The organism is Haladaptatus halobius (assembly GCF_020618475.1).
Taxonomy (GTDB): domain Archaea; phylum Halobacteriota; class Halobacteria; order Halobacteriales; family Haladaptataceae; genus Haladaptatus; species Haladaptatus halobius.
This window is the reverse complement of record NZ_CP085337.1, coordinates 445,842-464,804: the sequence shown is the minus strand read 5'-3', so window position 1 is coordinate 464,804 and position 18,963 is coordinate 445,842. Positions and strand designations below refer to the sequence as shown.

Genomic DNA, 18,963 nt, shown 5'->3' with positions numbered 1-18,963 from the left:
TTGACCTCCAAGCGAAGAATATTCCATGACTTACATAAAGAGGTCGAGAGAGACAATTACCGTACCAGAAACGCGAGTAAAATTCACCGCCCTAGCACGTCGGGCGCTCTCCGAAGCCGGAGACACGACGCTAAAACAGTTCGCGGAGGGCGGAGAGACGACACGGTACTCAAGGAACCACGTGCAATCGGTCGAAACGGCGACGACCACTCCGGCGAATCGTTGGGACCGCATATCTGATACGACATCAAGGAGAACGACGAAATGACGCTCGCAATCGAGACCACCGGCTTGCGTAAGTCCTTCGGGGACACGCTCGCCGTTGACGGCATTGACCTACAGATACCCCGAGGAACCGTGTTCGGTCTCCTCGGTCCTAATGGCGCCGGGAAGACGACGACGATCCGGATGCTTGCGACGCTGCTCCGCCCGGACGCGGGCACCGCGACTATCCTTGGACACGACGTTGTGCGGGATGCGGCTGCGGTTCGCGCGAAGGTGAGCCTCACTGGCCAGTACGCCTCCATCGACGAGGAACTAACTGGCCGCGAGAACCTCGTTCTCGTCGGGCGTCTGCTCGGATTTTCGTGGCGCAATGCCGGTGAGCGCGCCGACGAGCTGCTAGCCTCCTTCGGCCTCGCCGAGGCAGCCAGGCGACAGGTGCGGACGTACTCCGGCGGCATGAAGCGCCGCCTCGACGTCGCCGCGAGTCTGGTTGTCACGCCCGAGGTGCTCTTTCTGGACGAGCCGACGACGGGCCTCGACCCGCGTAGCCGGAACCAGGTCTGGGCCATCATCCGCGCCATCGCCGCCGAGGGAACGACTGTGCTCCTCACCACACAGTATCTGGACGAGGCAGACCGTCTGGCGGATCGGCTCGCCGTGATCGACGACGGGCGGGTCATCGCCGAGGGCACGAGCCGCGAGCTGAAGGCCGCCGTAGGCGCCAGCACGTTCCACGTCCGTCTGCACGACCCAGAACGGCGTGCGGAGGCTGAGACCATCCTCGGGAACCTCCTGGGTGTGGAGATCCTCGACGGAGCCGGCCGTGACACGCTCTCTGCAAGCATCACGGATGACGAGAACGCAGCGGCGGCACTCTCGGCGCTCGCAGGCGCCGGTGTGCGCGTCGCCGAATTCTCGCTCGGACAGGCGAGTTTAGACGAGGTGTTTCTGGCACTGACAGGCCACCCCCCGGAGAACAAGACCGAGGAGGTGGCAGCATGAGCACCGAGACCACGGAGGCGCCGCTCGTCGTGGAGGAGGATCTGAGCGACGTCCTCTCACAGGCCGAGCGCCCGCCACGTGCTGGAGCCGTCTCCGCCTCGATCACCCTTGGATGGCGGGCCCTCTTGAAAATCAAGCATGTACCGTTCCAGCTGTTCGACGTCACGGCGTTCCCGCTCATGTTCACGCTGTTGTTCACCTTCCTATTCGGAGGGGCCCTCGCGGGGTCACCTAGCGAGTACATCCAGTTCCTCCTACCGGGCATCCTCGTGCAGTCCATCGTCTTCATCACCGTCTACACCGGTTTTGGGCTCAACACGGACATCGACAACGGCCTGTTCGACCGCTTCCAGTCACTCCCGATCTGGCAACCCGCACCTATCGTCGGCGCGCTCTTAGGCGACATCATGCGCTACTCCATCGCCGCGGTGATGGTCATCGGGCTCGGCGTCGTGCTCGGCTTCCGGCCTGGGGCCGGTCTCTTGGGTGTGCTACTCGCGCTGGCGCTCGTACTCGTGTTCGCGTTCAGCCTCTCCTGGATCTGGATCGTCGTCGGGCTGACCGTCGAAAAGCCCGAGTCCGTTATGACGACGAGCTTCCTCCTGTTGTTCCCGCTCACGTTCGTGTCCAACATCTTCGTCGACCCCGCGACCATGCCAGGGTGGCTCCAAATCGTGGTCGGCGTCAACCCGGTCACGCACCTCGCAGACGCCACCCGCGGTCTCATGCACGGTGGCGTCGAGTTCGTGGACGTCGCGTGGGTGCTCGTCACCTCCGCTGTGATCGTCGCCGTCTTCGCGCCGCTATCGCTCCGGAAGTACCGCAAGGAGCGGTAGCACCGATTTCGGGCAAGGTTACGAGTGGACCTGCATGACCGACGCACGCTCCACCGACCTACGTGTTCGCTGCAACAGAAAAATGCTGTGAAGTGATCTAGTGATCAACGCCGACTGTCAGTCTTTCTGTTCTATAGGTAACTATAAGTTGAAGTACTGTAACATCTCGGCTATATTTATAATATATCTTTCAGTAGGTGCTGAATAACTATGGAAACGACGATACTCGTGTACTCTCAGCGAGGACCCAGTATAATCAGAGACGGTGATTACACATGGCAAGGACTATTGTTATCGGACTTGATGGAGCGGGGTTCAAACTGCTTGAATCATGGATCAGGGCGGGTGAACTCCCAACACTGCAACGAATCACCGAACAAGGCGTAACAGGCGATCTGCAATCTGTATTGCCGCCAGTCACATCGCCAAATTGGAAAGCCTACGCGACCGGCAAGAATCCAGGTCAACTGGGTATCTTCTGGTGGTATAATATCGATACTGCCAATCAGCGTGTCTATCTTCCAGCAGATCGGTACCATGACCACGCTGAATATTGGGATCTACTTGCCAAGCAGGAACGTGTCGGCGTCATTGGAGTGCCAACTACTTTCCCACCGAAATCAGTCGGGGAAGCGTACGTCTCGGGTGCACCAGACGCAGATACCACTGGATTTACAGTCCCCGCTGAACTTGAGGATGAGCTTCATGGGCGGTTCGATTATCGGGTGACAACACGACGGTCACTACAATCAGAGACGACTGCTGCGTATGAGGAAATCCTTGATCGGATTGATGCCCAATTCAAGGCAGGCAAATACCTGCTTGACAGTCGTGATCTCTCCTTTTTGCAATTGACAACGTTCTATATCAATGTTCTTCACCATCATTTCTGGGATGACGAGCGTACACTCCGCGCGTGGAAACTGATCGACGATCATCTCGCATCATTTCTCGATGATGAGACAAACCTCGTCCTCATGAGCGACCACGGCCATGCCGAGATCCAAGCTGTCTTTTATATTAATCGGTGGCTCGAACAGGAAGGGTATCTTTCATTCAACACTCAAGTTAGCAGCACCCTTCACGAAGCAGGGATTACGGCTGATCGGATAAATGAGACGCTCGCCGAAATGGATTCTCACGTGCCGTTCGACCCGCAATCAGTCGCCGAGCAATTTGTCCCCGACAGCCTTATCAATCGACTCCCAAATGATGAAGGGAACGTTGGTCGAGGAAAACTCGACACAGCCAATTGGGAGCAAACGACAGCAATCGCGAGCGCACAAGGTCCCCTCTATCTTACTGTAGATAGCCCAGACTACGAATCTGTACGCGACGAACTCATCGATAAATTAGAACGGCTGACGACGCCTGACGGACGACCTATTTCGCGTGCGGTCTATCGTGGTGAGAACGTCTATAGCGGTGTATACGCCGATGAATGGCCTGATATCGTCGTTGACAAAGCACCGTCTCTTCACATCTCGGATACACTTGGTGGAGACGAGATATTCACACGGGAGCACGAGAAGTGGCGCGGTGTCAACACCCGCTCTGGATTGTTCGCTGCAACCGGACCGATGTTTACGACGGGGACGATCGATGAGATCTCGATTCTTGACCTCGCGCCAACACTCCTGCATGCACATGACTGTGCAGTTCCCTCCGACATGGATGGGCGCATCCGGACATCGATTTTTGCGACAGATAGGAATGCCGAGCGCACACCATAATACACTTAAGGCAATTAATCTCACTAGCAGCAACGGTCGCTATTGTCATAGTGTGACCAGCATATGAATTTAACTAATTTGATGCCACGAAACCTAGTGACGACTGCCAACCCACCGTAGACGACCTTGTTACTTAAAAAATTATACGGAAAATTCGGTTGATGGAGCTATGGGTTGTACGGCTATCCATTCACAGTCTACGTCGCTGGCCTACTCCCTGTTGTCGAAGTGATTTCATCGGTAACATAGAAAGCCGTGATTGCGCTCTCAGCGGAGACCGAATTGCAAGCATGGCAACAGGAATAATAGAGAGGCTTCATTAGCAGTCCAACCGTCGTCAATGAAATGGTCTATCCGGGAAGACGATATGTGCCGGAATCGTCATCCGAACCCGGTCGAGCGTTTGTTGCTGCCTCGATCGAGTAATCGGCGATCAAAAATGGACGTATCTTTTCGATAACAGTGACCTTGAAACATCGCCGGAGAATCCAGCCGTCGCCACTCCCGTTATCGTTGGCGACTAATCATTTATTACAATCTATCTGGCCGGGTCGACGCTCAACTACGAACACGTCCGCTATAGCGACGTCTTTTCACTCGGTTCGTGCCGTACATAGCCAGATAATGAAGACCGCCTACCGATGAGCAATTGGATGAGAGAGAATATTCGCGTCCAGATGCATGCATTGATAGTACATCAAATCATGATCTCTCCGATGTTGCTGCCGATGAGACCGTTTGGCTAAGTGTATACTGTTCAATCGGAAGTGAGTTACAATATGAAAGGGATACAAATGGCGATGGGCAATATGATATCCGGTTCCACAGTGACAGTAACGACGCCTTCTTGTGGGTCAAGGACGATTGAGCTTAAGTCAACTCATTTGTATGGAAATACTGATGAGACAATTGCCACGCTCTCGATGACCTAATACTCCAATACCTATTTCCTTTGCTCGACAGTTTATTGTAGGTGTCGCAACCGATCACGTTACATGCTGAAAACGGGGAATAACGGTCTTTCGAAACAGGGTGTTTGTTGCGTATACTTGGGCTGAAATCAGTGATGAGTGGCGCAGCCATTTCGGTGACTAAGTAGTGGATTGTTAGGTTGGTGTAGTAGTGATATGCAGTCACATCGTATGAATCTCGGTGATGCTTCCACCGATTGAACGACACGTCCGTTTGGGAGTGTGTATTGTTGTTAAACGATGACAACTAGTACTGGCACGTCCACGGTGCGGAGAACACGATCCGTGACGCTGCCGAGAGATTGGCTCGCTATGTTCGACTCCCCCTCGGACGCCATAACGATCAGGTCGATACCATTCTCAGCGGCGTACTCAGCAATGGCTTCGTGCGAAACTCCTTGTTCCACAGCTGTTTGCATCGTGATATCGCTATCATCGACCTGTTGTGCAAGTCGCTCGATTGCCTCCCGGCCTTCTGTCTCGAGGTGCTCAATGTAGTCCTCTGTGACGCCACCAGCGTCGAAGGCACCCGCCTCGGCCTGCACGTCGACCACGTTGAGTAGATGGAGCATAGCGTCAAGGTGCTGGGCGAAATCAACACCGTAATGTGCCGCCTGCTCAGCATTCTCACTCCCGTCTGTCGTAATGAGAATCCGATCATACTCAATACTAGTGGTGTTCTCGACATCACCACCAGGAACAGTGAGCACTGAGACGCTGGTCTGGCGTAACACGCGATCGGTGACGGTACCAAGCAGACGCTCTTTCAATCCACCTCGGCCATGGCGACCCATCACAACAAGATCAATATCGTTCTCATCTGCGTGGCCAGTGATAACCTCGTTGGGTTGGCCTTCCACAAGATGGGTTTCAACCATGATGTCGCATCTGGTAGCAAGCTCCGTGATTTCATCAAGTGCCTCACGTCCTTGCTCTGATGGGTTTTGATCCCCTATTTCGCCGGGGAGCAGCGACTGCTCTTCGAGCACGTGGAGTGCGTCGATATGAGCGTCGTATTGCTTTGCGAGTGCACAGCCAAATGTGGCGGCGCGCTTTGCGGTGGCACTCCCGTCGACCGGAATCAGGATAGAATCGAACATTGTCAAATACTACTTTTCGCGTGGGAGGCTGATATTTTGCATTGGTCCTCCACAGTTTTGGCACTCGCCAGGTTGATCATCAGCTTCAACCCGGTGGCCGCAATCCTGACATTCATGTGTATAGGGCGGTTCTCCATCGATGGGATCGCGTTCGGCCATAGTAGTATATATATTTGTACAGACCTATGGTTTGGGGCCCTTCCTGGTTTTTTCAATCAACCCTGTCATCGGTGAGTGATATGCGGTGCATGCTTTGAAATTTAGTGGTGTTCTCTGGGAGTAGGACGGAAGGTGGAATACGTTAGCGGGTATTTTAGTCCGTCAGTTCCCCTTTCATACGGTCCCTCGGTGTTTCGTGCTATTCGAATATTGTCTCGTCGAAAACGGAACTGCAGATATTGATCGATAGAACAATGTCTAAATCCGTCTGCAAGGAAGTATGTATATAGGACAATTTAGACGTGAAAACAGCTGTCTCAATGGTCCCCAGAAACCATATTACTTGGCCTGCCGATTCTTCGATGGAGACATCACAGATGTCTGACCTCGTTGAAACGCTCGGCAATCTAGAGTTAGGGGAACTGGTTCAGTTGACATCCTCCCCGCCCTGAAGGGCGAGGATTCCCACAACGTCGGTCGCTGGTTCGGTGGGAGTTTACGGTTTACACACCGACGAGGTGCTGGCCATGCCGAGTAGCCGTTACTCCTCTCCCGTGAGGGATTCGGAGGTACTTGGTTGTTTAGCGTCGGTACCCAACCGATCCCGAAGGGGTACTTCGAGCCTCGGTCGGGAAGTCCGAATTTGTCCGATTGTCCCGGTATGGGCGCGGATGTACCGCGTCGGATACCCAGAAAAACGCACGGAGAGCACCGAAGACTGTACCGTACAGTAAAAGTGAACAAAGACGGCGATTCATCCCCGCCCTCAAGGGCGAGGCTTTCTCGCCTGCAATTACGTAAATCGTGCCAAGTTCTATACGACTGAAGCAGAAAGATTAAATCTATCATGACTACTCAGACGATTTCGCTCACGGCAAACGCATTGCACAAGCTGATTACGGAAGAATCCGTGACAGTCGAAACGAGCAAGATCGGCGACGAGGAGCATGTACTCCGTCTCGAGCCACCTACCTGGGACAGACCCGCTGCCCAGATGACCCACCTTCTGGCCACCATCATCGAACACGCAGAGTACAAAGGAGTGAAGCCGATGACGATCGCACACCGCTGTACCGATCTTCTCAAACGTGAGTTCCACCGAGAAGGGCTGAATAAAAACTACGATTCACTGGTCGAGTGGCTTCGAACGCAAGATACCCTCACATCAGAACCGCTTGATACGGATCAATAGATGCGGTAGTGGACACCGTGAGGTGGTTAGTCAAGTTCGTCAAGAATGCGTTTGACCGCACTCGTTACCTCCTCAAATTGAGACATCGTCAGTGAATCAGTGGTGAGATACACGCCATTGGTATCAGCGATTATGCGAACAAGATAGCCGTTCTCGAAGTCTCTAAGCGTGAAATTGTACTCGCCGAGTTCAGACCAGTTGTAGGTGCGCTGAAGGTCGAACCCGACGCGCTCGGTCTCGACGAAACCCAGTTTATCACCACGTTCGAGATCCTCACGGAGATAGAGATGCTGCGCATCTTCGGGGGTGAAATACGTGATACTTCGGAGTTCATCGCCGATCTGTGTCCGACACGCTCGCACAACCTCTTCGGCTGTTGCATTGGAGAGGGGAGCGCTCATGTAAGCTACCACGGCCTAACGGCCGTGGCATTCACCATGGACTCCCGCTCTAACCAACGTTGGTACGGCTGTAACGCCGTTCGCGTTCATCATCCCGGTGTTCAAGCGCACACCTACGGGTGCGCCTCCTTCGCCAGCGGTTTGCGTGCCAAGGAGTCTGTAACCGATGTTCTTCGCCGCGTTGTAATCCGCGTGGTTCGCATAGCCGCACTTCAAACACTCAAAGGTGTCCTGCGACGAGCGGTTATCCTCGTGAGTGAAGCCGCACGAGGAACACCGCCGCGAGGTGTTTGCTGGATTCACCTGTTGAACCGAGATACCGCGTTCTTCAGCCTTGTACTCCACGTAGTCGTAGAGGCGGCGGAACGCCCATGCGTGAAGACGCTTCGCGCCCGGCATTCGGTCACGAATGTCAGTCAAGTCCTCAAACGCGATATGCGAACATCCTCGTTCGTCGGCTTCTTCAACCAGCTCGTTCGACACGCGGTGCAACAGGTGCTCAAAGCGGCTCGTCTCTTTGCGACCGATCGCTTGCATGATCTCGTGAGCGGAGCGCGACCCACACTGTTGGAGCGACGCACGTCGCTTCTCGTATTCGCGGTGCCAGTGGTCAAGTTCGGATGCCGACCAAAACACGCCAGTCGAAGTAACGGCGATGTTTTCGACCCCGAGATCCACGCCAAGAACCGTTCCGTTCTCGCATGGTTCGGGAGCGTTCACGTCAGCTTTTGTTCTGACGTGAAGGTAGAACTCGTCACTGTGTTCGCGGTAGTGAAGCGTCGCGCCAGTCGTCTCGTAGTCGTCGGAAAACAAGTACTCCGAGTGGGGCGTCTCTCGCCCATCGTCGGGCAATACGTATTCAGCGGTGATGCGACCGTCAACAGTCGAAAGCGACGCGTGGTCGTCGTGGAACGTCGCGCTCCGTTTGTCGTATTCGAGGAACGGCGACGAGAAGTATGGAAGACTCGCGTTCTTCCCGCGCTTCCACTTTGCCACAACGGATTTCAACGCGTCTGCTGCACGGCTACGTGCCGCTTGAACAAGATTTGCGTGAAGATCCGTCTCACGACGAACATCGTCGTAAGTGCGACTGTTGAGTTTGCCTTTGCTCGTTTCGACGTAACCTTCTTCGTTTCGAGCGTTCAGAACCACGTAGTTCGCGGCCCAGCGGAACTGCCGAATTGTCTCGTGAAGAAGGTCGGCGTCGCTTTCGCTCATAGCAAGCTTAACTTGAACAGTCCGCCGAACCTCCATATATCATATGCAACACTTATACTTATAAAGATTAATATACGACCGGGAGTCGGCCCAGCAGTAAACAGTGGTAGCGTAATCAAGCGTACGCGCTTCCTCCCGCGCCTCAAGTCGCGGGTATCCGCGCTGTGTTCTCTTATGAATCCAACAACGCGATCACAGTTCGACATGTAGCGGTATCTCTGACAGTCGGTACTACTCTCGCGGCGGTTCGTCGCGATCAAGGTAGGTCATCGCCTCTTCGTCGCTCACTTGGCCGAAATCCTGGTAATACTGACCGACTGCACGGAAGTCCTGTGGCGTCTGCAGGCTGATAACCTCGTCGGCTTCCGATTCGAGTTGCCGAATCGAATCCGGCGATCCAACCGGTACTGCGAGCACGACGTGGGTCGCGTCGGCCTCCTGTACCTGCCGCAGGCAGGCCATGGCGGTCGCGCCGGTCGCCACCCCATCATCGACGACCACGACTCGTTTGCCGCTCAACTCCGGCAATCGCCCACCTTCGCGGTACTGGTCGGCCTTTTGGTGGGCAGTCTCCGCTTCGAGGTCGCGTTGTCCCTCAATGTAGTCATCGTCGATCTGCAATCGTTCGACGAGGTCATCGTTGAGCCAGAGGCTCCCGTCGCTGGCGACAGCACCGATCGCCAGTTCCGGGTTGCTCGGGGCACCGATCTTTGACGCGACGACGATATCGAGCGGCACGTCGAGCGCGTCAGCAACTGGCCGTGCAACTGGCAGTGCTCCTCGCGGAATCCCGAGCACGATGTCGGCATCGACATCTGTGTCCATTAATCGTGTCCCGAGGCGCTCGCCAGCATCCGTGCGATCCTGAAACATGCTCTCCCTCGACAAACGTATTGGTTCCACGCCTTTGTGGCTGTCGTCCTCCTCGATGGAAGGGCTGTCTCTCGGCGTGAAAAGTAGTCCTACTGATCGATACGGTAAGTTATTACATCTCGAAATAGAGCGTCCGGACTTGATTTTAGAATAACCGATTACGCCGCTTCTACGAACACTGCCGTGAGCCTCCGTCTGACCCGGTCTATTGCCAGTTCGACCGATGTCTCGTTTTTGATGTTGGCGGAAACCGGGCACCGCGCCTCAACGTGTTCGGCCCATTCCTCGATAGTGTCCTCGTCCGCCTCCGCATCCACTGTCATCCACACCTCGATATCCTGCAAACCAGTACGGCCGTCGACATTTCCCGCGAACGCTGCTTGGTTGAACTCACCTTCGATGGTGAGTTTGAGATCGTCGATATCGATGTCCATCTCCGTAGCGACCTGGCGGCCGGTGACGTTGAGACACCCCGCCTGCCCCGCCAACAGATATTCCAGTGGACTCGGCCCCTGGTTCTAGCCGCCCATCACTGTCTACAGCCGCGCCAGGAGGATGTCAGTGTCCTCGATACCCTCGATGAGATACTCCATGAACTGGTTCGCCGTCGCCCCGTCGATGATACGGTGGTCGTACGAGAGGGAGAGATCGATTTGTGGGCGCACTTCAACCTCGCCGTCTTCGGTAGCGACAGGCTCCGTCCGGACACGCCCAATTCCCATGATTGCAGCCTCGGGATGGTTGATTATCGGCGTCCCGAACGTCCGATGCTCGCCAAACGATGCAAGGTTGGTCACCGTGAATGTGCCGTCCTGCATATCGGAAACGTTGATGGAGCGGTCGCGGGCCTGCTCGGCGAGATCGGTCATCTCCCGTGCCACCTTGACGATGGATTTGCTGTCGATATTTTTGATCACGGGAACCATTAATCCGTCCTCGGTGTGGGTGGCGAACCCGACGTTGTAGTAATGTTTCTCGACGATTTCGTCGGTCGTGTCGTCGACACTGGCGTTAACCACCGGAAACTCCTTCAGGGCCGGGACGACTGCTTTGAGTAGGATTGGTGTGTAGGTGATGTGGACGTCGTGCTTCTCGTCGAGGCGTTTTTTAAGATCGACGAGGTCAGTGGCGTCGGCATGAAATCCAGAGGTCAGCTGTGGAATGACCGCGGCGGAGCGTGACATGTTCTCGGCGATGCGGCCGCGGAGTCCCGAAAGGTCGCGACGTTCGGAGCGTTCCTCGTCTTCGTCAATCGCAACCGGCTCGATCTCGGTCGTCGGATGTTCGATCGCGTAGGCCGCTTCGCCCGCGGCCGTACTGCCGCCACCGACCTCGCGCTCGGTTTGGCTCGAAAGATGTGCATCGATATCCTCGCGGAGTACCCGCCCGTTTGGCCCTGAACCGTCGATGGTCGAGAGGTCAATCCCCTGCTCACGGGCATATGCTCTGGTTCGCGGCGCTGCAAACACCCGCTCGTCGGCTGTTGCCGGCGACTGTGTCTCCCGGCCCTCAGTCTCAGTGTCGGCCTCCTGCTCAGCCTGAGGCTCCGCTTCGGACTCCTGAACGACCTCCTCTTGCTCGGCCGCAGGCTCTTCCGGTTGTGCCTCTGCCTCTTGTTCGGTGTCTTCTGTTTCTGCTTCCTTGGCTGCGTCTTCGTCTTCTGCTGTTTCCTCATCGGTGTCGGCTTCCTCAGTCGCCTCTTCGGCCACCTCGGCTTCGGCCTCGCCGCTTGGTGGAGCGTCCGTCTCGATGACAACGAGTACCTCGCCGACCTGTACGGCATCGCCCACCTCGGCTCTTCGTTCCTCGATGGTTCCAGGGCACGGCGACGGGATATCAGTGACTGCCTTGTCGGTTTCGACCTCGCAGAGGACGTCGTGCTCCTCGATATCGTCGCCCTCAGCGACGTGCCACTCAACGAGTTCGGCTTCAGTCAACCCTTCGCCGGGGTCTGGAAGGTCGAATTCGTAGCGAGTCATACCCACCACCTCAATCCATCGGCGGTTGTATATTCGAACTGTTCCATGGCCGGTGGATACGTGAGTGTGGGTGTTGAACGGTCAGAACTCATAGCTCATCACCGCCTCAATGGCGTCTTTGGCACGCTCCGCGTCAGTGAGGTAATCGTCCTCGATGTCGTTGTCTGGGAAGTGGACATCGTATCCCGTTGCACGTTTGACCGGAGCCTTCAATCGGTCGAGTGCATACTCGTTTATCAACGCCGAGAGTTCGGCCCCAAGGCCGAGTGTCCGGCGCGCCTCCTGGACAACGACGCATCGGCCCGTCTTCTTCACTGATTGTAAGATAGTGTCGACATCGAGCGGCGATAGAGAGACAAGGTCGATAATCTCCACGTCAGCATCGATCTCATCAGCGGCGCTTTTTGCGTGGCGAACCATCGCACCCCACGTGAGCACGGTGACGTCCGCACCCTGGCGGACGAGTCGCGCTTCGTCCAGCGGGAGTGTATACTCGTCGGTCGGCACTCGTTCCTCGAATCCTCGGTAAATCCGTTTGGGCTCCATGAACACGACCGGATCGTCACACCGGATGCTTGATGCTAGCAGTCCCTTCGTCTGATACGGTGTGCTCGGGCAGACGACCCGGACGCCTGGAACATGAATCTCCAGCGTTTCGGTCGATTCCTGGTGGTACTCCAATGCCTTAATGCCACCACCGTACGCCATCCGAATTGTCATCGGCATTTCGACGTTGCCGCCGCTGCGCTCGTACATCTTTGCCACGGCGTACATGAACTGGCCGAACGCTGGGTAGAAGAACCCCATAAACTGGATCTCGGGGATGGGACGATCATCGCGCATCGCCATCCCAGCGGCGGTGCCGATAATCCCGTTCTCCGACAGCGGCGTGTCGATCACCCGCTCTCCCCCGAATGCGTCGAGCAAACCCTCGGTGGCGCGGTAGACGCCGCCGATCGGTCCGATGTCATACCCCAGAATGCGAATCGCGTCGTCGCGATCCATCTCCTGGTGGAGCGTCCGGTTCACTGCCGTCACGACATTCAGTTCCTCCGTCTCGACCTCCTCGGTGTCGGGGTCGAGCGGTAAGACGTCAACGCCAAGGCTGGGGCCTTGCTCGTCCCACTGGTCAGTATCGAACTCATCGCCGGTGAAATCCGTGAACGGGTTTGTTCCCTCGCGTTCGCGCTGGAACTCGGTTCGTTGGTGGGTTTCGCGCCACGAGGTTCCGTGGAGGTGGTGGTCGAACATCCGCATCGGATCGGTGTCCGGCACGTTCCGGGCCGTCTCGACGGCGTCAGCCACCTCATTGTCTACCTCGCTTTGGATCTCCTCGCGACGGTCGTCGTCAAGGAGGTTTCGATGACCGAGATATGTTGAGAACCGGTCGATCGGGTCGCGTTCAGCCCACTCCGCTTTCAGCTCGTCCTCGTCGCGGTAGAGAGCTGCGTTATCGGAGGTATTGTGGTTCCCCATCCGATAGGTGACACACTCGATCAGGGTTGGCCCGTTGCCATCGCGGGCGCGCTCGACGGCGTCGCTCGCCGCGTCGTAGACCGCGAGCACGTCGTTGCCGTCGACACGCGTGTGGGGCACGCCGTACGCCTCGGCTTTCTGTGCAAACGTCTCGGCAGCGGTCTGGCGCTTCGCCGGCTCTGAAATAGCCCACTGATTGTTCTGGACGACGATGACGACTGGCGCGTCGAAGACGCCTGCGAAGTTCACTCCGTCGTGGAACGACCCTTCGCTCGTCGACCCATCCCCGACGAACACCATCGATACTGTGTCACGGTTGCGGAACCGATCCGTCATCGCCGACCCGGCCGCGTTCGTCACGTTGACCGCGACTGGCGTATAGTCTGGCGCAAAGTTCACGGGGGACTCCCAGTCACCGAGCCCCTCGGCGATTGTCTCGGGTTCCTGGCCGGTCGTCCCGAGGATGATCTTCGCCATCGGCACGTTCCAATGCAGCAGTGCTGCGTTCTGCCGGTAGGTGTAGAACACCCAGTCGTCCTCATCGAGGGCAGCGGCGGTGCCGAGTGACGTTGCCTCTTCGCCGCGCGAGCGTGCGACGAGACTCGCTTCTCCGCTTCGCTGCATATTCAGCATCTTGTCCTCGAGCGTTCGCGTCGTGACCATCGTCCGGTAGAGGTCAACGAGTTCGGTATCGTCAAGATCAGGCACGTTAGCGCCGTCGAGGAGACCGCCATCCTCGTCGAGGAGCTGGTGGAAGTCGCGTGGCTGCCGGCTCTCGGACCAGGTCTCTTCAGACATCTGTATGTCCCGATACTCGGTGTACGGCTTGTGGTTCCATGTCGATGCGACCAGAGGCTGCCGTCGGTGAGGTGGCACATTCAGTCATTGTTTTGATGTATTCGCGTCACTCGTTTCTAGTGTGGATGGCACGGTCACGGGTGTTTGCGGCCGCCTCTTTTGCGGCCTCTGCGAGTGTCGGATGGGTGTGGATGGTCGCGGCAACATCTTCGACGGTTGCTCCGAGTTCGATGGCGAGGCCGAATTCAGCGATCAGCTCTGACGCCTCCGAAGCGACGATCTGCGCGCCAAGAAGATATCCCTCCTCGGCCTCGGCGACGACGCGGACAAATCCCTCGTCGTCGTTCAACGTGAGCGCGCGTCCGCTCGCCTGCATCGGCATTGTACCGACGGTCGTGGAGTAGCCTGCGTCCACGGCCTCGGTTTCGGTCATCCCTACAGTACCGATTTCGGGATCGGTGAACATCACTTCCGGCACCACTTGGTAGTCAAGGGCGGCGGGTTCGCCCGCGATTACCTCGGCAGCGACTTCACCTTCCATCATTCCCTTGTGCGCCAGTAGGGGTTTGCCCGCCACGTCGCCGACCGCGAAAACGTGTTTGACGGCTGTCCGAGTGTGATTGTCAGTCTCGACGAAGCCATCCTCGTTCGGTTCAAGGCCGACTGCAGCAAGGTTGAGGGTGTCTGTGACGGGCTTACGGCCGGCAGCCACGACCACCTTCGACGTGTCGAATTCCGTCTGTTCGCCATCTTCGTCCTCGGTTTCGACGATGATGCCGTCACTGTCGTGCTCGCGCCACTCCGCCGGCGCCTCGCCGACGTGAAACTCGATCCCAAGATCCTCGCCTCGCGTCCGAACCACGTCTGAGACATCGTCCTCATACCTGGGCAACACGGAATCGAGCGGCTCAACGACGGTCACGTCGGCGCCGAGTTTCGTGAATACGGTCGCGAGCTCCATGCCGATATAACCAGCACCAATCACGAGGAGGGAATCTGGTACTGTCTCCAACGTGAGCGCATCTCGCGCGTCCAGAACACGCTCACCGTCGAACTCGAAGCCCGGAAGCTCAGTCGGTCGGCTTCCGGTTGCAATGATGGCCTGCTCGAACGTCAGCCTGCCAGTCGTCTCCTCGTCCTTGCTGGTGATCTCAACGGTCGTGTCGTCAGCAAACGTTGCCCGCCCTTCGATGAGAGTCACACCGGCCTGCTCGCACAGCTTTTCGACACCACCTGTGAGCCGGTCGACGACGCTGTCTTTCCAGTTGACCATCCGCTGTAGATCGATAGTAAGGTCAGCGTCAATGCCCCGCTCCTCGGCGTGCCGCGCCGCATGAGCTGTGTCCGTCGCCGAGATGAGTGCTTTCGACGGGATACAACCGTCGTTCAGACACATCCCTCCGACGGCCCCCTTCTCGACCAGTGTTACGTCCATGTCGAGCTGGGCGGCGCGGATCGCGGCGACGTATCCGCCTGGCCCCGCGCCAACGATGACGACGTCGGTTTCGTCCGGAACGTGGTGCGCAGACATTCTCTGGTAGGGGTTGATTGCGGCCGGTTTTCGTGCGGTACGACTTGCTATCGTGTTCCTGCCGACGCATCGTTACATGTCGAACTACGCGTTGCCGTCGCGGTTGCCTACCTCAGCGTGCTCGCTGGGAGCCTGTCGAACGTCGGTCTGGAATCCTGATTTGCTATTCTCACAGCTGTAACCTAGCTTAGGACGATATCGAACTAGCATCTCGTCCAAGTTCGATATGAATCCAACAACTGAATTAGCGATCGCCAGTGCATAATCTCTGATGGCCATCCTCGGTGCCGCGTTCCTCATGCAATCGACTCGCGAGGCCGTTTATACGTGTCAGAATGGGCAGTCAGCCGGGTGTACAGCGGGCTCACCGCCTTCGTCTGCTACGGGTTCTTGAAACATTTATGTCGGACAGAAGCTGATTCGGAAAGCACGCGGTATGACTTCTCAACTGCAATATGCTCCCATCAGTATGTCTTGGGAAGTGGGTCTATTAACTGGGTTCTCCTGCTGTGTTTCGAATTCGTCGTGCATCGCCCAATAGATATTTTCCGCGTAGCGACGAAAACGAGTCACGATGTATGACCGAATCCTCGTTCCAACGGACGGTAGCGAAGGGACGAAAACTGCAGTGGAGCAGGCTATCACGCACGCCAGAACTTACGACGCAGAACTGCATGTACTCCACGTTGTCGACCAGTCAGCAATCGATCTTACTGCAACACCAGCGGCGGACGGCATGACATCGGAGGTCGTTCACGAGCAACTTGATGAGCAGGGACAGACGTTTGTCGACGAGGTCGCAACACAGGCGGCAGAAGCCGGTGTGCCAACCACCACAGAAATGGTTGAGTACGGCCGCCCCCACGAAGAGATTCAATCCTATGCGTCCGAGCAGGGAATTGATCTCATCGTCATTGGCACACATGGGCGGTCTGGTCTCGACCGCCACCTTCTTGGAAGCGTTGCTGAAAAGGTACTTCGAACGGCAGAGGTGCCAGTGCTGGTTGTCCAACTCGATGAATAAAGTGTAGTACTCACTGTTAGTCCTCGCGCCACTTGTAGACGTTCGCAGATCCACAGTCCGGACACTCAGACGGTAGGCAGTCTTCGAGTGTCCCCATCTCTCCACAGTTGGCACCTAGATTCTGCGTGAAGACTATTGGCTCCTAGGGTGCGAACAGAACAGGCACCCTACTATCGTCGCGCATCGAATTTCTTTGCCCTGCCTCGGCGAGAGGTTCGCGATGAAAGAACGTTGTGCCGTGCAGCCTCACCATTGCCGCTGACACACTTTAGTCGAAATGCGCACTATTCCGTTCCTAAGGCAACGAAGAATGCTCAATTGACGAAGATCTACCATTCGCTCAGGATGAAGGTCAAAACTGTCCAATGGATACAACCTATCCTACCTACGAAGCAACAAGTTCAAAGAAATTAGATTGGATATTGACTTACGTTACGATAGTTCTGTGGCTCAGTAGCAATGCTTTCGAATTCGAATCAGCTTTTTACCTTACGAACATCTTTTGTACCCCGGTTTTCATTAGGATACCTTGATTCTATTAATTAATATAACAATACTCACTTTATAACATTGATTGTAATAATAACATTGTAATTATAATTATGATTTAGAGATATTTATGGCTCTTTGAGAAGATAGTGAATTGGAGCTATGAGCCAGAAAACCACAGTAAAATACCTAGAAGAGAATCCACGAATGATCGGTGTGTTGTTTTTTGTGGGTTTAATAGTCCTAGAAACAGGGAATGCAGCTGCCAACGCCGCTAGCGCAGTCAGTGGACCCTAAGTTAAAAGGTAGAATTAATTGATTCTTATTTTTCCCAGAGGAGGAAATAACTGTCGGAAATCCATTCAATTATGAGATGAAAAGGCGTAGCATACTCCTTTCTGACAGTTTTCTCTTCGCTTTATAAATATTATTACTTATGGTTTGTTGGGAGGTCCCGCGATATTCCACCCAATCCGTTTCCGAGTATCCCTGTTGAACAATGAACCAGTAGTCAAGAACCTCTGCGGGTGAAAGACCGTTCTCTAATAGATATTTCAATTCCCGTCGGTTGACCCACTCTGCGTCCCCCCATCGAGGTGGCTTTTCTACAACAAAACCATCACCAGAAATCTCTGAATCAGTGTTCGCTTCGACCTTTTCATTGAATGATTGCTTTATTATGTTCTCTACATCTGTACCTGATCGGTCTATAAAACTTATCATATCGTCTAATTCCGATCCGTCTTCATCATGGAAATAATACTCGGTTTCGGTCTCCTTTATGATTTTAAGGTGCCCATCAATGGAGTACGCTGTATCCAACATGCCAATGAGATGCTTTTGATTTTCATCTTGAATACAGGAAATAAAATTTTTTACCTCCTCAACTGTTATTGGGTCTTGAGGTTCTAATTCCTCGAATTGCTCGATAGCTGATTCAATATAAGTGCTTTCGACGGGATTGGTTTTGTTGTAAGTCATGGTCTTCTCCTGATTACTATCCGAGACTTTAAAAGGATCAGCATTTTTTCTTCTGGGGATGTATTGTCTAACTGGGCTATTGCAGGTGAGACCTTAACTTCCCGTTTTATTAGCTTTGTTGCTAGGTGTGGATCATTGGAGTACTCTTTTATTATCGGTCGATGAATATTGACAAGCACTATCCTTAGGAATTCCAACGATTGGTGGCAAGGTTAATTTCCACTTTATATAAAAGTAATTATGAAAGTTGAGAAATCATCTGCGTGAAAGTGGCTTCCGTTATAATCCTCTACACTGTTAATATCGATTTCCGCCAGCTGTTAGCAGAGAATTCCATCTCTATCCAAATCGTATTCGACACCGGGTGGTTTTCCTTGCTCAGTGATTCAACTGTTGATCGTCGGTCGTTTCTTTTCGTGTTGTCTATCACGAAGTATGGCTTAGAACATCGTATCCGATATCCTTAACGATATATTCCACAAAACTTCCTGTCTCTGAATCATTGACGGTGATTGTAACAATACCATCTTCTAAATCCGTAGCTACCTTATTGACACCTTCGATCTTTTTTAGCTTCTGTTCAATAAGCTGTGTACAAGCGATACAATCTATCCCATTAACTTGGAGTTCGTGCTTCTCCATATCCAGGAATAGCAAGCGAATTCACTTAAGCTATATAAATATGGTAGTGGAATGGATAGAAGACCCTAAATTTTATCTTCAGAGACTCAGAATATTAAGAGATGAGATGGTTTTGAAAATTTCCACTGTACATTTGCGGGGCTGCTTGCTCGCGATTGGTGAGGTGAAGATTCCCTCTTCTTTTGAAACGCACAAAACCGTTTCCACATTAACTCCTAGCTTACGGGATGCTCCTACTAGGAGGTTTAGAGTATCCTATTTCTATCAACCCAACGCTTAGGGCACACGTTCAATACGTACTACAGACCTAATTTAAAACGTGAGTTTAATGGA

Annotated in this window: 18 protein-coding genes; 6 read left to right on the top strand and 12 right to left on the bottom strand. The window is 54.6% G+C overall.

Going from position 1 to position 18,963, the window contains the following annotated elements:
* The first annotated feature begins 264 nt into the window (after positions 1–264).
* From LIW51_RS26040 to LIW51_RS26030, 3 genes are all read left to right on the top strand, one after another.
* Positions 265–1,227, top strand: coding sequence for an ATP-binding cassette domain-containing protein (locus LIW51_RS26040; RefSeq protein ID WP_227378366.1), 963 nt, complete (start codon positions 265–267; stop codon positions 1,225–1,227).
* Complete coding sequence (locus LIW51_RS26035; RefSeq protein ID WP_227378365.1) at positions 1,224–2,063, top strand: ABC transporter permease; 840 nt, start codon at positions 1,224–1,226, stop codon at positions 2,061–2,063. Before LIW51_RS26040 ends, LIW51_RS26035 begins: the two co-directional genes overlap by 4 nt.
* Before the next feature lie 275 nt (positions 2,064–2,338).
* Complete coding sequence (locus tag LIW51_RS26030) at positions 2,339–3,796, top strand: alkaline phosphatase family protein (RefSeq protein WP_227378364.1); 1,458 nt, start codon at positions 2,339–2,341, stop codon at positions 3,794–3,796.
* A 1,204-nt stretch (positions 3,797–5,000) separates the two neighbouring features.
* Here the strand turns inward: LIW51_RS26030 and LIW51_RS26025 are convergent.
* Together LIW51_RS26025 and LIW51_RS26020 are read right to left on the bottom strand one after the other, a co-directional pair.
* Positions 5,001–5,867, bottom strand: a complete 867-nt coding sequence (locus LIW51_RS26025; protein WP_227378363.1) for a universal stress protein — start codon at positions 5,865–5,867, stop codon at positions 5,001–5,003.
* 9 nt (positions 5,868–5,876) lie between these two features.
* Positions 5,877–6,026, bottom strand: a complete 150-nt coding sequence (locus LIW51_RS26020) for a rubrerythrin-like domain-containing protein (RefSeq protein ID WP_227378362.1) — start codon at positions 6,024–6,026, stop codon at positions 5,877–5,879.
* Between the two features lie 847 nt (positions 6,027–6,873).
* Here LIW51_RS26020 and LIW51_RS26015 point away from each other — a divergent pair.
* The gene (locus LIW51_RS26015; RefSeq protein WP_227378361.1) at positions 6,874–7,218 is read left to right on the top strand and encodes a hypothetical protein; all 345 of its coding nucleotides are present in this window, start codon (positions 6,874–6,876) and stop codon (positions 7,216–7,218) included.
* 26 nt (positions 7,219–7,244) lie between these two features.
* On the opposite strand, the gene LIW51_RS26010 is transcribed toward LIW51_RS26015, so the two are convergent.
* From LIW51_RS26010 to lpdA, 7 genes are all read right to left on the bottom strand, one after another.
* Entirely contained in the window at positions 7,245–7,619 is a 375-nt protein-coding gene (locus LIW51_RS26010; RefSeq protein WP_227378360.1) for a DUF7522 family protein, read from the bottom strand.
* Positions 7,620–7,634: 15 nt separating this feature from the next.
* Positions 7,635–8,873 (bottom strand): RNA-guided endonuclease InsQ/TnpB family protein, encoded by a 1,239-nt coding sequence (locus LIW51_RS26005; protein ID WP_227378359.1) that lies wholly within the window; start codon positions 8,871–8,873, stop codon positions 7,635–7,637.
* Between the two features lie 195 nt (positions 8,874–9,068).
* Entirely contained in the window at positions 9,069–9,710 is a 642-nt protein-coding gene (locus tag LIW51_RS26000) for a phosphoribosyltransferase (protein WP_227378358.1), read from the bottom strand.
* 158 nt (positions 9,711–9,868) lie between these two features.
* Complete coding sequence (locus LIW51_RS25995) at positions 9,869–10,198, bottom strand: OsmC family protein (protein WP_255767558.1); 330 nt, start codon at positions 10,196–10,198, stop codon at positions 9,869–9,871.
* A gap of 48 nt (positions 10,199–10,246) precedes the next feature.
* Complete coding sequence (locus LIW51_RS25990; RefSeq protein ID WP_227378357.1) at positions 10,247–11,689, bottom strand: dihydrolipoamide acetyltransferase family protein; 1,443 nt, start codon at positions 11,687–11,689, stop codon at positions 10,247–10,249.
* 81 nt (positions 11,690–11,770) lie between these two features.
* A complete protein-coding gene (locus LIW51_RS25985) occupies positions 11,771–13,963 on the bottom strand; it encodes an alpha-ketoacid dehydrogenase subunit alpha/beta (RefSeq protein WP_227378356.1) in 2,193 nt (730 codons plus the stop codon).
* Between the two features lie 106 nt (positions 13,964–14,069).
* Positions 14,070–15,494 (bottom strand): dihydrolipoyl dehydrogenase, encoded by a 1,425-nt coding sequence (gene lpdA, locus LIW51_RS25980; RefSeq protein WP_227378355.1) that lies wholly within the window; start codon positions 15,492–15,494, stop codon positions 14,070–14,072.
* A 574-nt stretch (positions 15,495–16,068) separates the two neighbouring features.
* Between lpdA and LIW51_RS25975 the strand changes: the two genes are divergently transcribed.
* Positions 16,069–16,518, top strand: a complete 450-nt coding sequence (locus tag LIW51_RS25975; RefSeq protein ID WP_227378354.1) for a universal stress protein — start codon at positions 16,069–16,071, stop codon at positions 16,516–16,518.
* A gap of 16 nt (positions 16,519–16,534) precedes the next feature.
* On the opposite strand, the gene LIW51_RS40090 is transcribed toward LIW51_RS25975, so the two are convergent.
* Positions 16,535–16,615, bottom strand: a complete 81-nt coding sequence (locus LIW51_RS40090; protein WP_438267437.1) for a hypothetical protein — start codon at positions 16,613–16,615, stop codon at positions 16,535–16,537.
* A gap of 554 nt (positions 16,616–17,169) precedes the next feature.
* Between LIW51_RS40090 and LIW51_RS40085 the strand changes: the two genes are divergently transcribed.
* Positions 17,170–17,304 carry a DUF7503 family protein gene (locus LIW51_RS40085; protein WP_438267411.1) on the top strand — a complete coding sequence of 45 codons (135 nt, stop codon included), beginning with the start codon at positions 17,170–17,172 and terminating at the stop codon, positions 17,302–17,304.
* Between the two features lie 69 nt (positions 17,305–17,373).
* Here the strand turns inward: LIW51_RS40085 and LIW51_RS25970 are convergent, their stop codons facing one another.
* Together LIW51_RS25970 and LIW51_RS25965 are read right to left on the bottom strand one after the other, a co-directional pair.
* On the bottom strand, positions 17,374–17,988 hold the full coding sequence (locus LIW51_RS25970; protein WP_227378353.1) for a hypothetical protein: 615 nt from the start codon (positions 17,986–17,988) through the stop codon (positions 17,374–17,376).
* A 426-nt stretch (positions 17,989–18,414) separates the two neighbouring features.
* The gene (locus LIW51_RS25965) at positions 18,415–18,630 is read right to left on the bottom strand and encodes a heavy-metal-associated domain-containing protein (RefSeq protein ID WP_227378352.1); all 216 of its coding nucleotides are present in this window, start codon (positions 18,628–18,630) and stop codon (positions 18,415–18,417) included.
* Positions 18,631–18,963: the final 333 nt, after the last annotated feature.

Coding starts and splice junctions, on each gene's coding strand:
- LIW51_RS26040 (WP_227378366.1), top strand. CDS start 265: ATGACGCTCGCAATCGAGACCACCGGCTTGCGTAAGTCCTTCGGGGAC.
- LIW51_RS26025 (WP_227378363.1), bottom strand. CDS start 5,867: ATGTTCGATTCTATCCTGATTCCGGTCGACGGGAGTGCCACCGCAAAG.
- LIW51_RS26035 (WP_227378365.1), top strand. CDS start 1,224: ATGAGCACCGAGACCACGGAGGCGCCGCTCGTCGTGGAGGAGGATCTG.
- LIW51_RS25965 (WP_227378352.1), bottom strand. CDS start 18,630: ATGGAGAAGCACGAACTCCAAGTTAATGGGATAGATTGTATCGCTTGT.
- LIW51_RS25970 (WP_227378353.1), bottom strand. CDS start 17,988: ATGACTTACAACAAAACCAATCCCGTCGAAAGCACTTATATTGAATCA.
- LIW51_RS26030 (WP_227378364.1), top strand. CDS start 2,339: ATGGCAAGGACTATTGTTATCGGACTTGATGGAGCGGGGTTCAAACTG.
- LIW51_RS26005 (WP_227378359.1), bottom strand. CDS start 8,873: ATGGAGGTTCGGCGGACTGTTCAAGTTAAGCTTGCTATGAGCGAAAGC.
- LIW51_RS26015 (WP_227378361.1), top strand. CDS start 6,874: ATGACTACTCAGACGATTTCGCTCACGGCAAACGCATTGCACAAGCTG.
- LIW51_RS25975 (WP_227378354.1), top strand. CDS start 16,069: ATGTATGACCGAATCCTCGTTCCAACGGACGGTAGCGAAGGGACGAAA.
- LIW51_RS25985 (WP_227378356.1), bottom strand. CDS start 13,963: ATGTCTGAAGAGACCTGGTCCGAGAGCCGGCAGCCACGCGACTTCCAC.
- LIW51_RS26000 (WP_227378358.1), bottom strand. CDS start 9,710: ATGTTTCAGGATCGCACGGATGCTGGCGAGCGCCTCGGGACACGATTA.
- lpdA (WP_227378355.1), bottom strand. CDS start 15,494: ATGTCTGCGCACCACGTTCCGGACGAAACCGACGTCGTCATCGTTGGC.
- LIW51_RS26010 (WP_227378360.1), bottom strand. CDS start 7,619: ATGAGCGCTCCCCTCTCCAATGCAACAGCCGAAGAGGTTGTGCGAGCG.
- LIW51_RS40090 (WP_438267437.1), bottom strand. CDS start 16,615: ATGGGGACACTCGAAGACTGCCTACCGTCTGAGTGTCCGGACTGTGGA.
- LIW51_RS40085 (WP_438267411.1), top strand. CDS start 17,170: ATGAGCCAGAAAACCACAGTAAAATACCTAGAAGAGAATCCACGAATG.
- LIW51_RS26020 (WP_227378362.1), bottom strand. CDS start 6,026: ATGGCCGAACGCGATCCCATCGATGGAGAACCGCCCTATACACATGAA.
- LIW51_RS25990 (WP_227378357.1), bottom strand. CDS start 11,689: ATGACTCGCTACGAATTCGACCTTCCAGACCCCGGCGAAGGGTTGACT.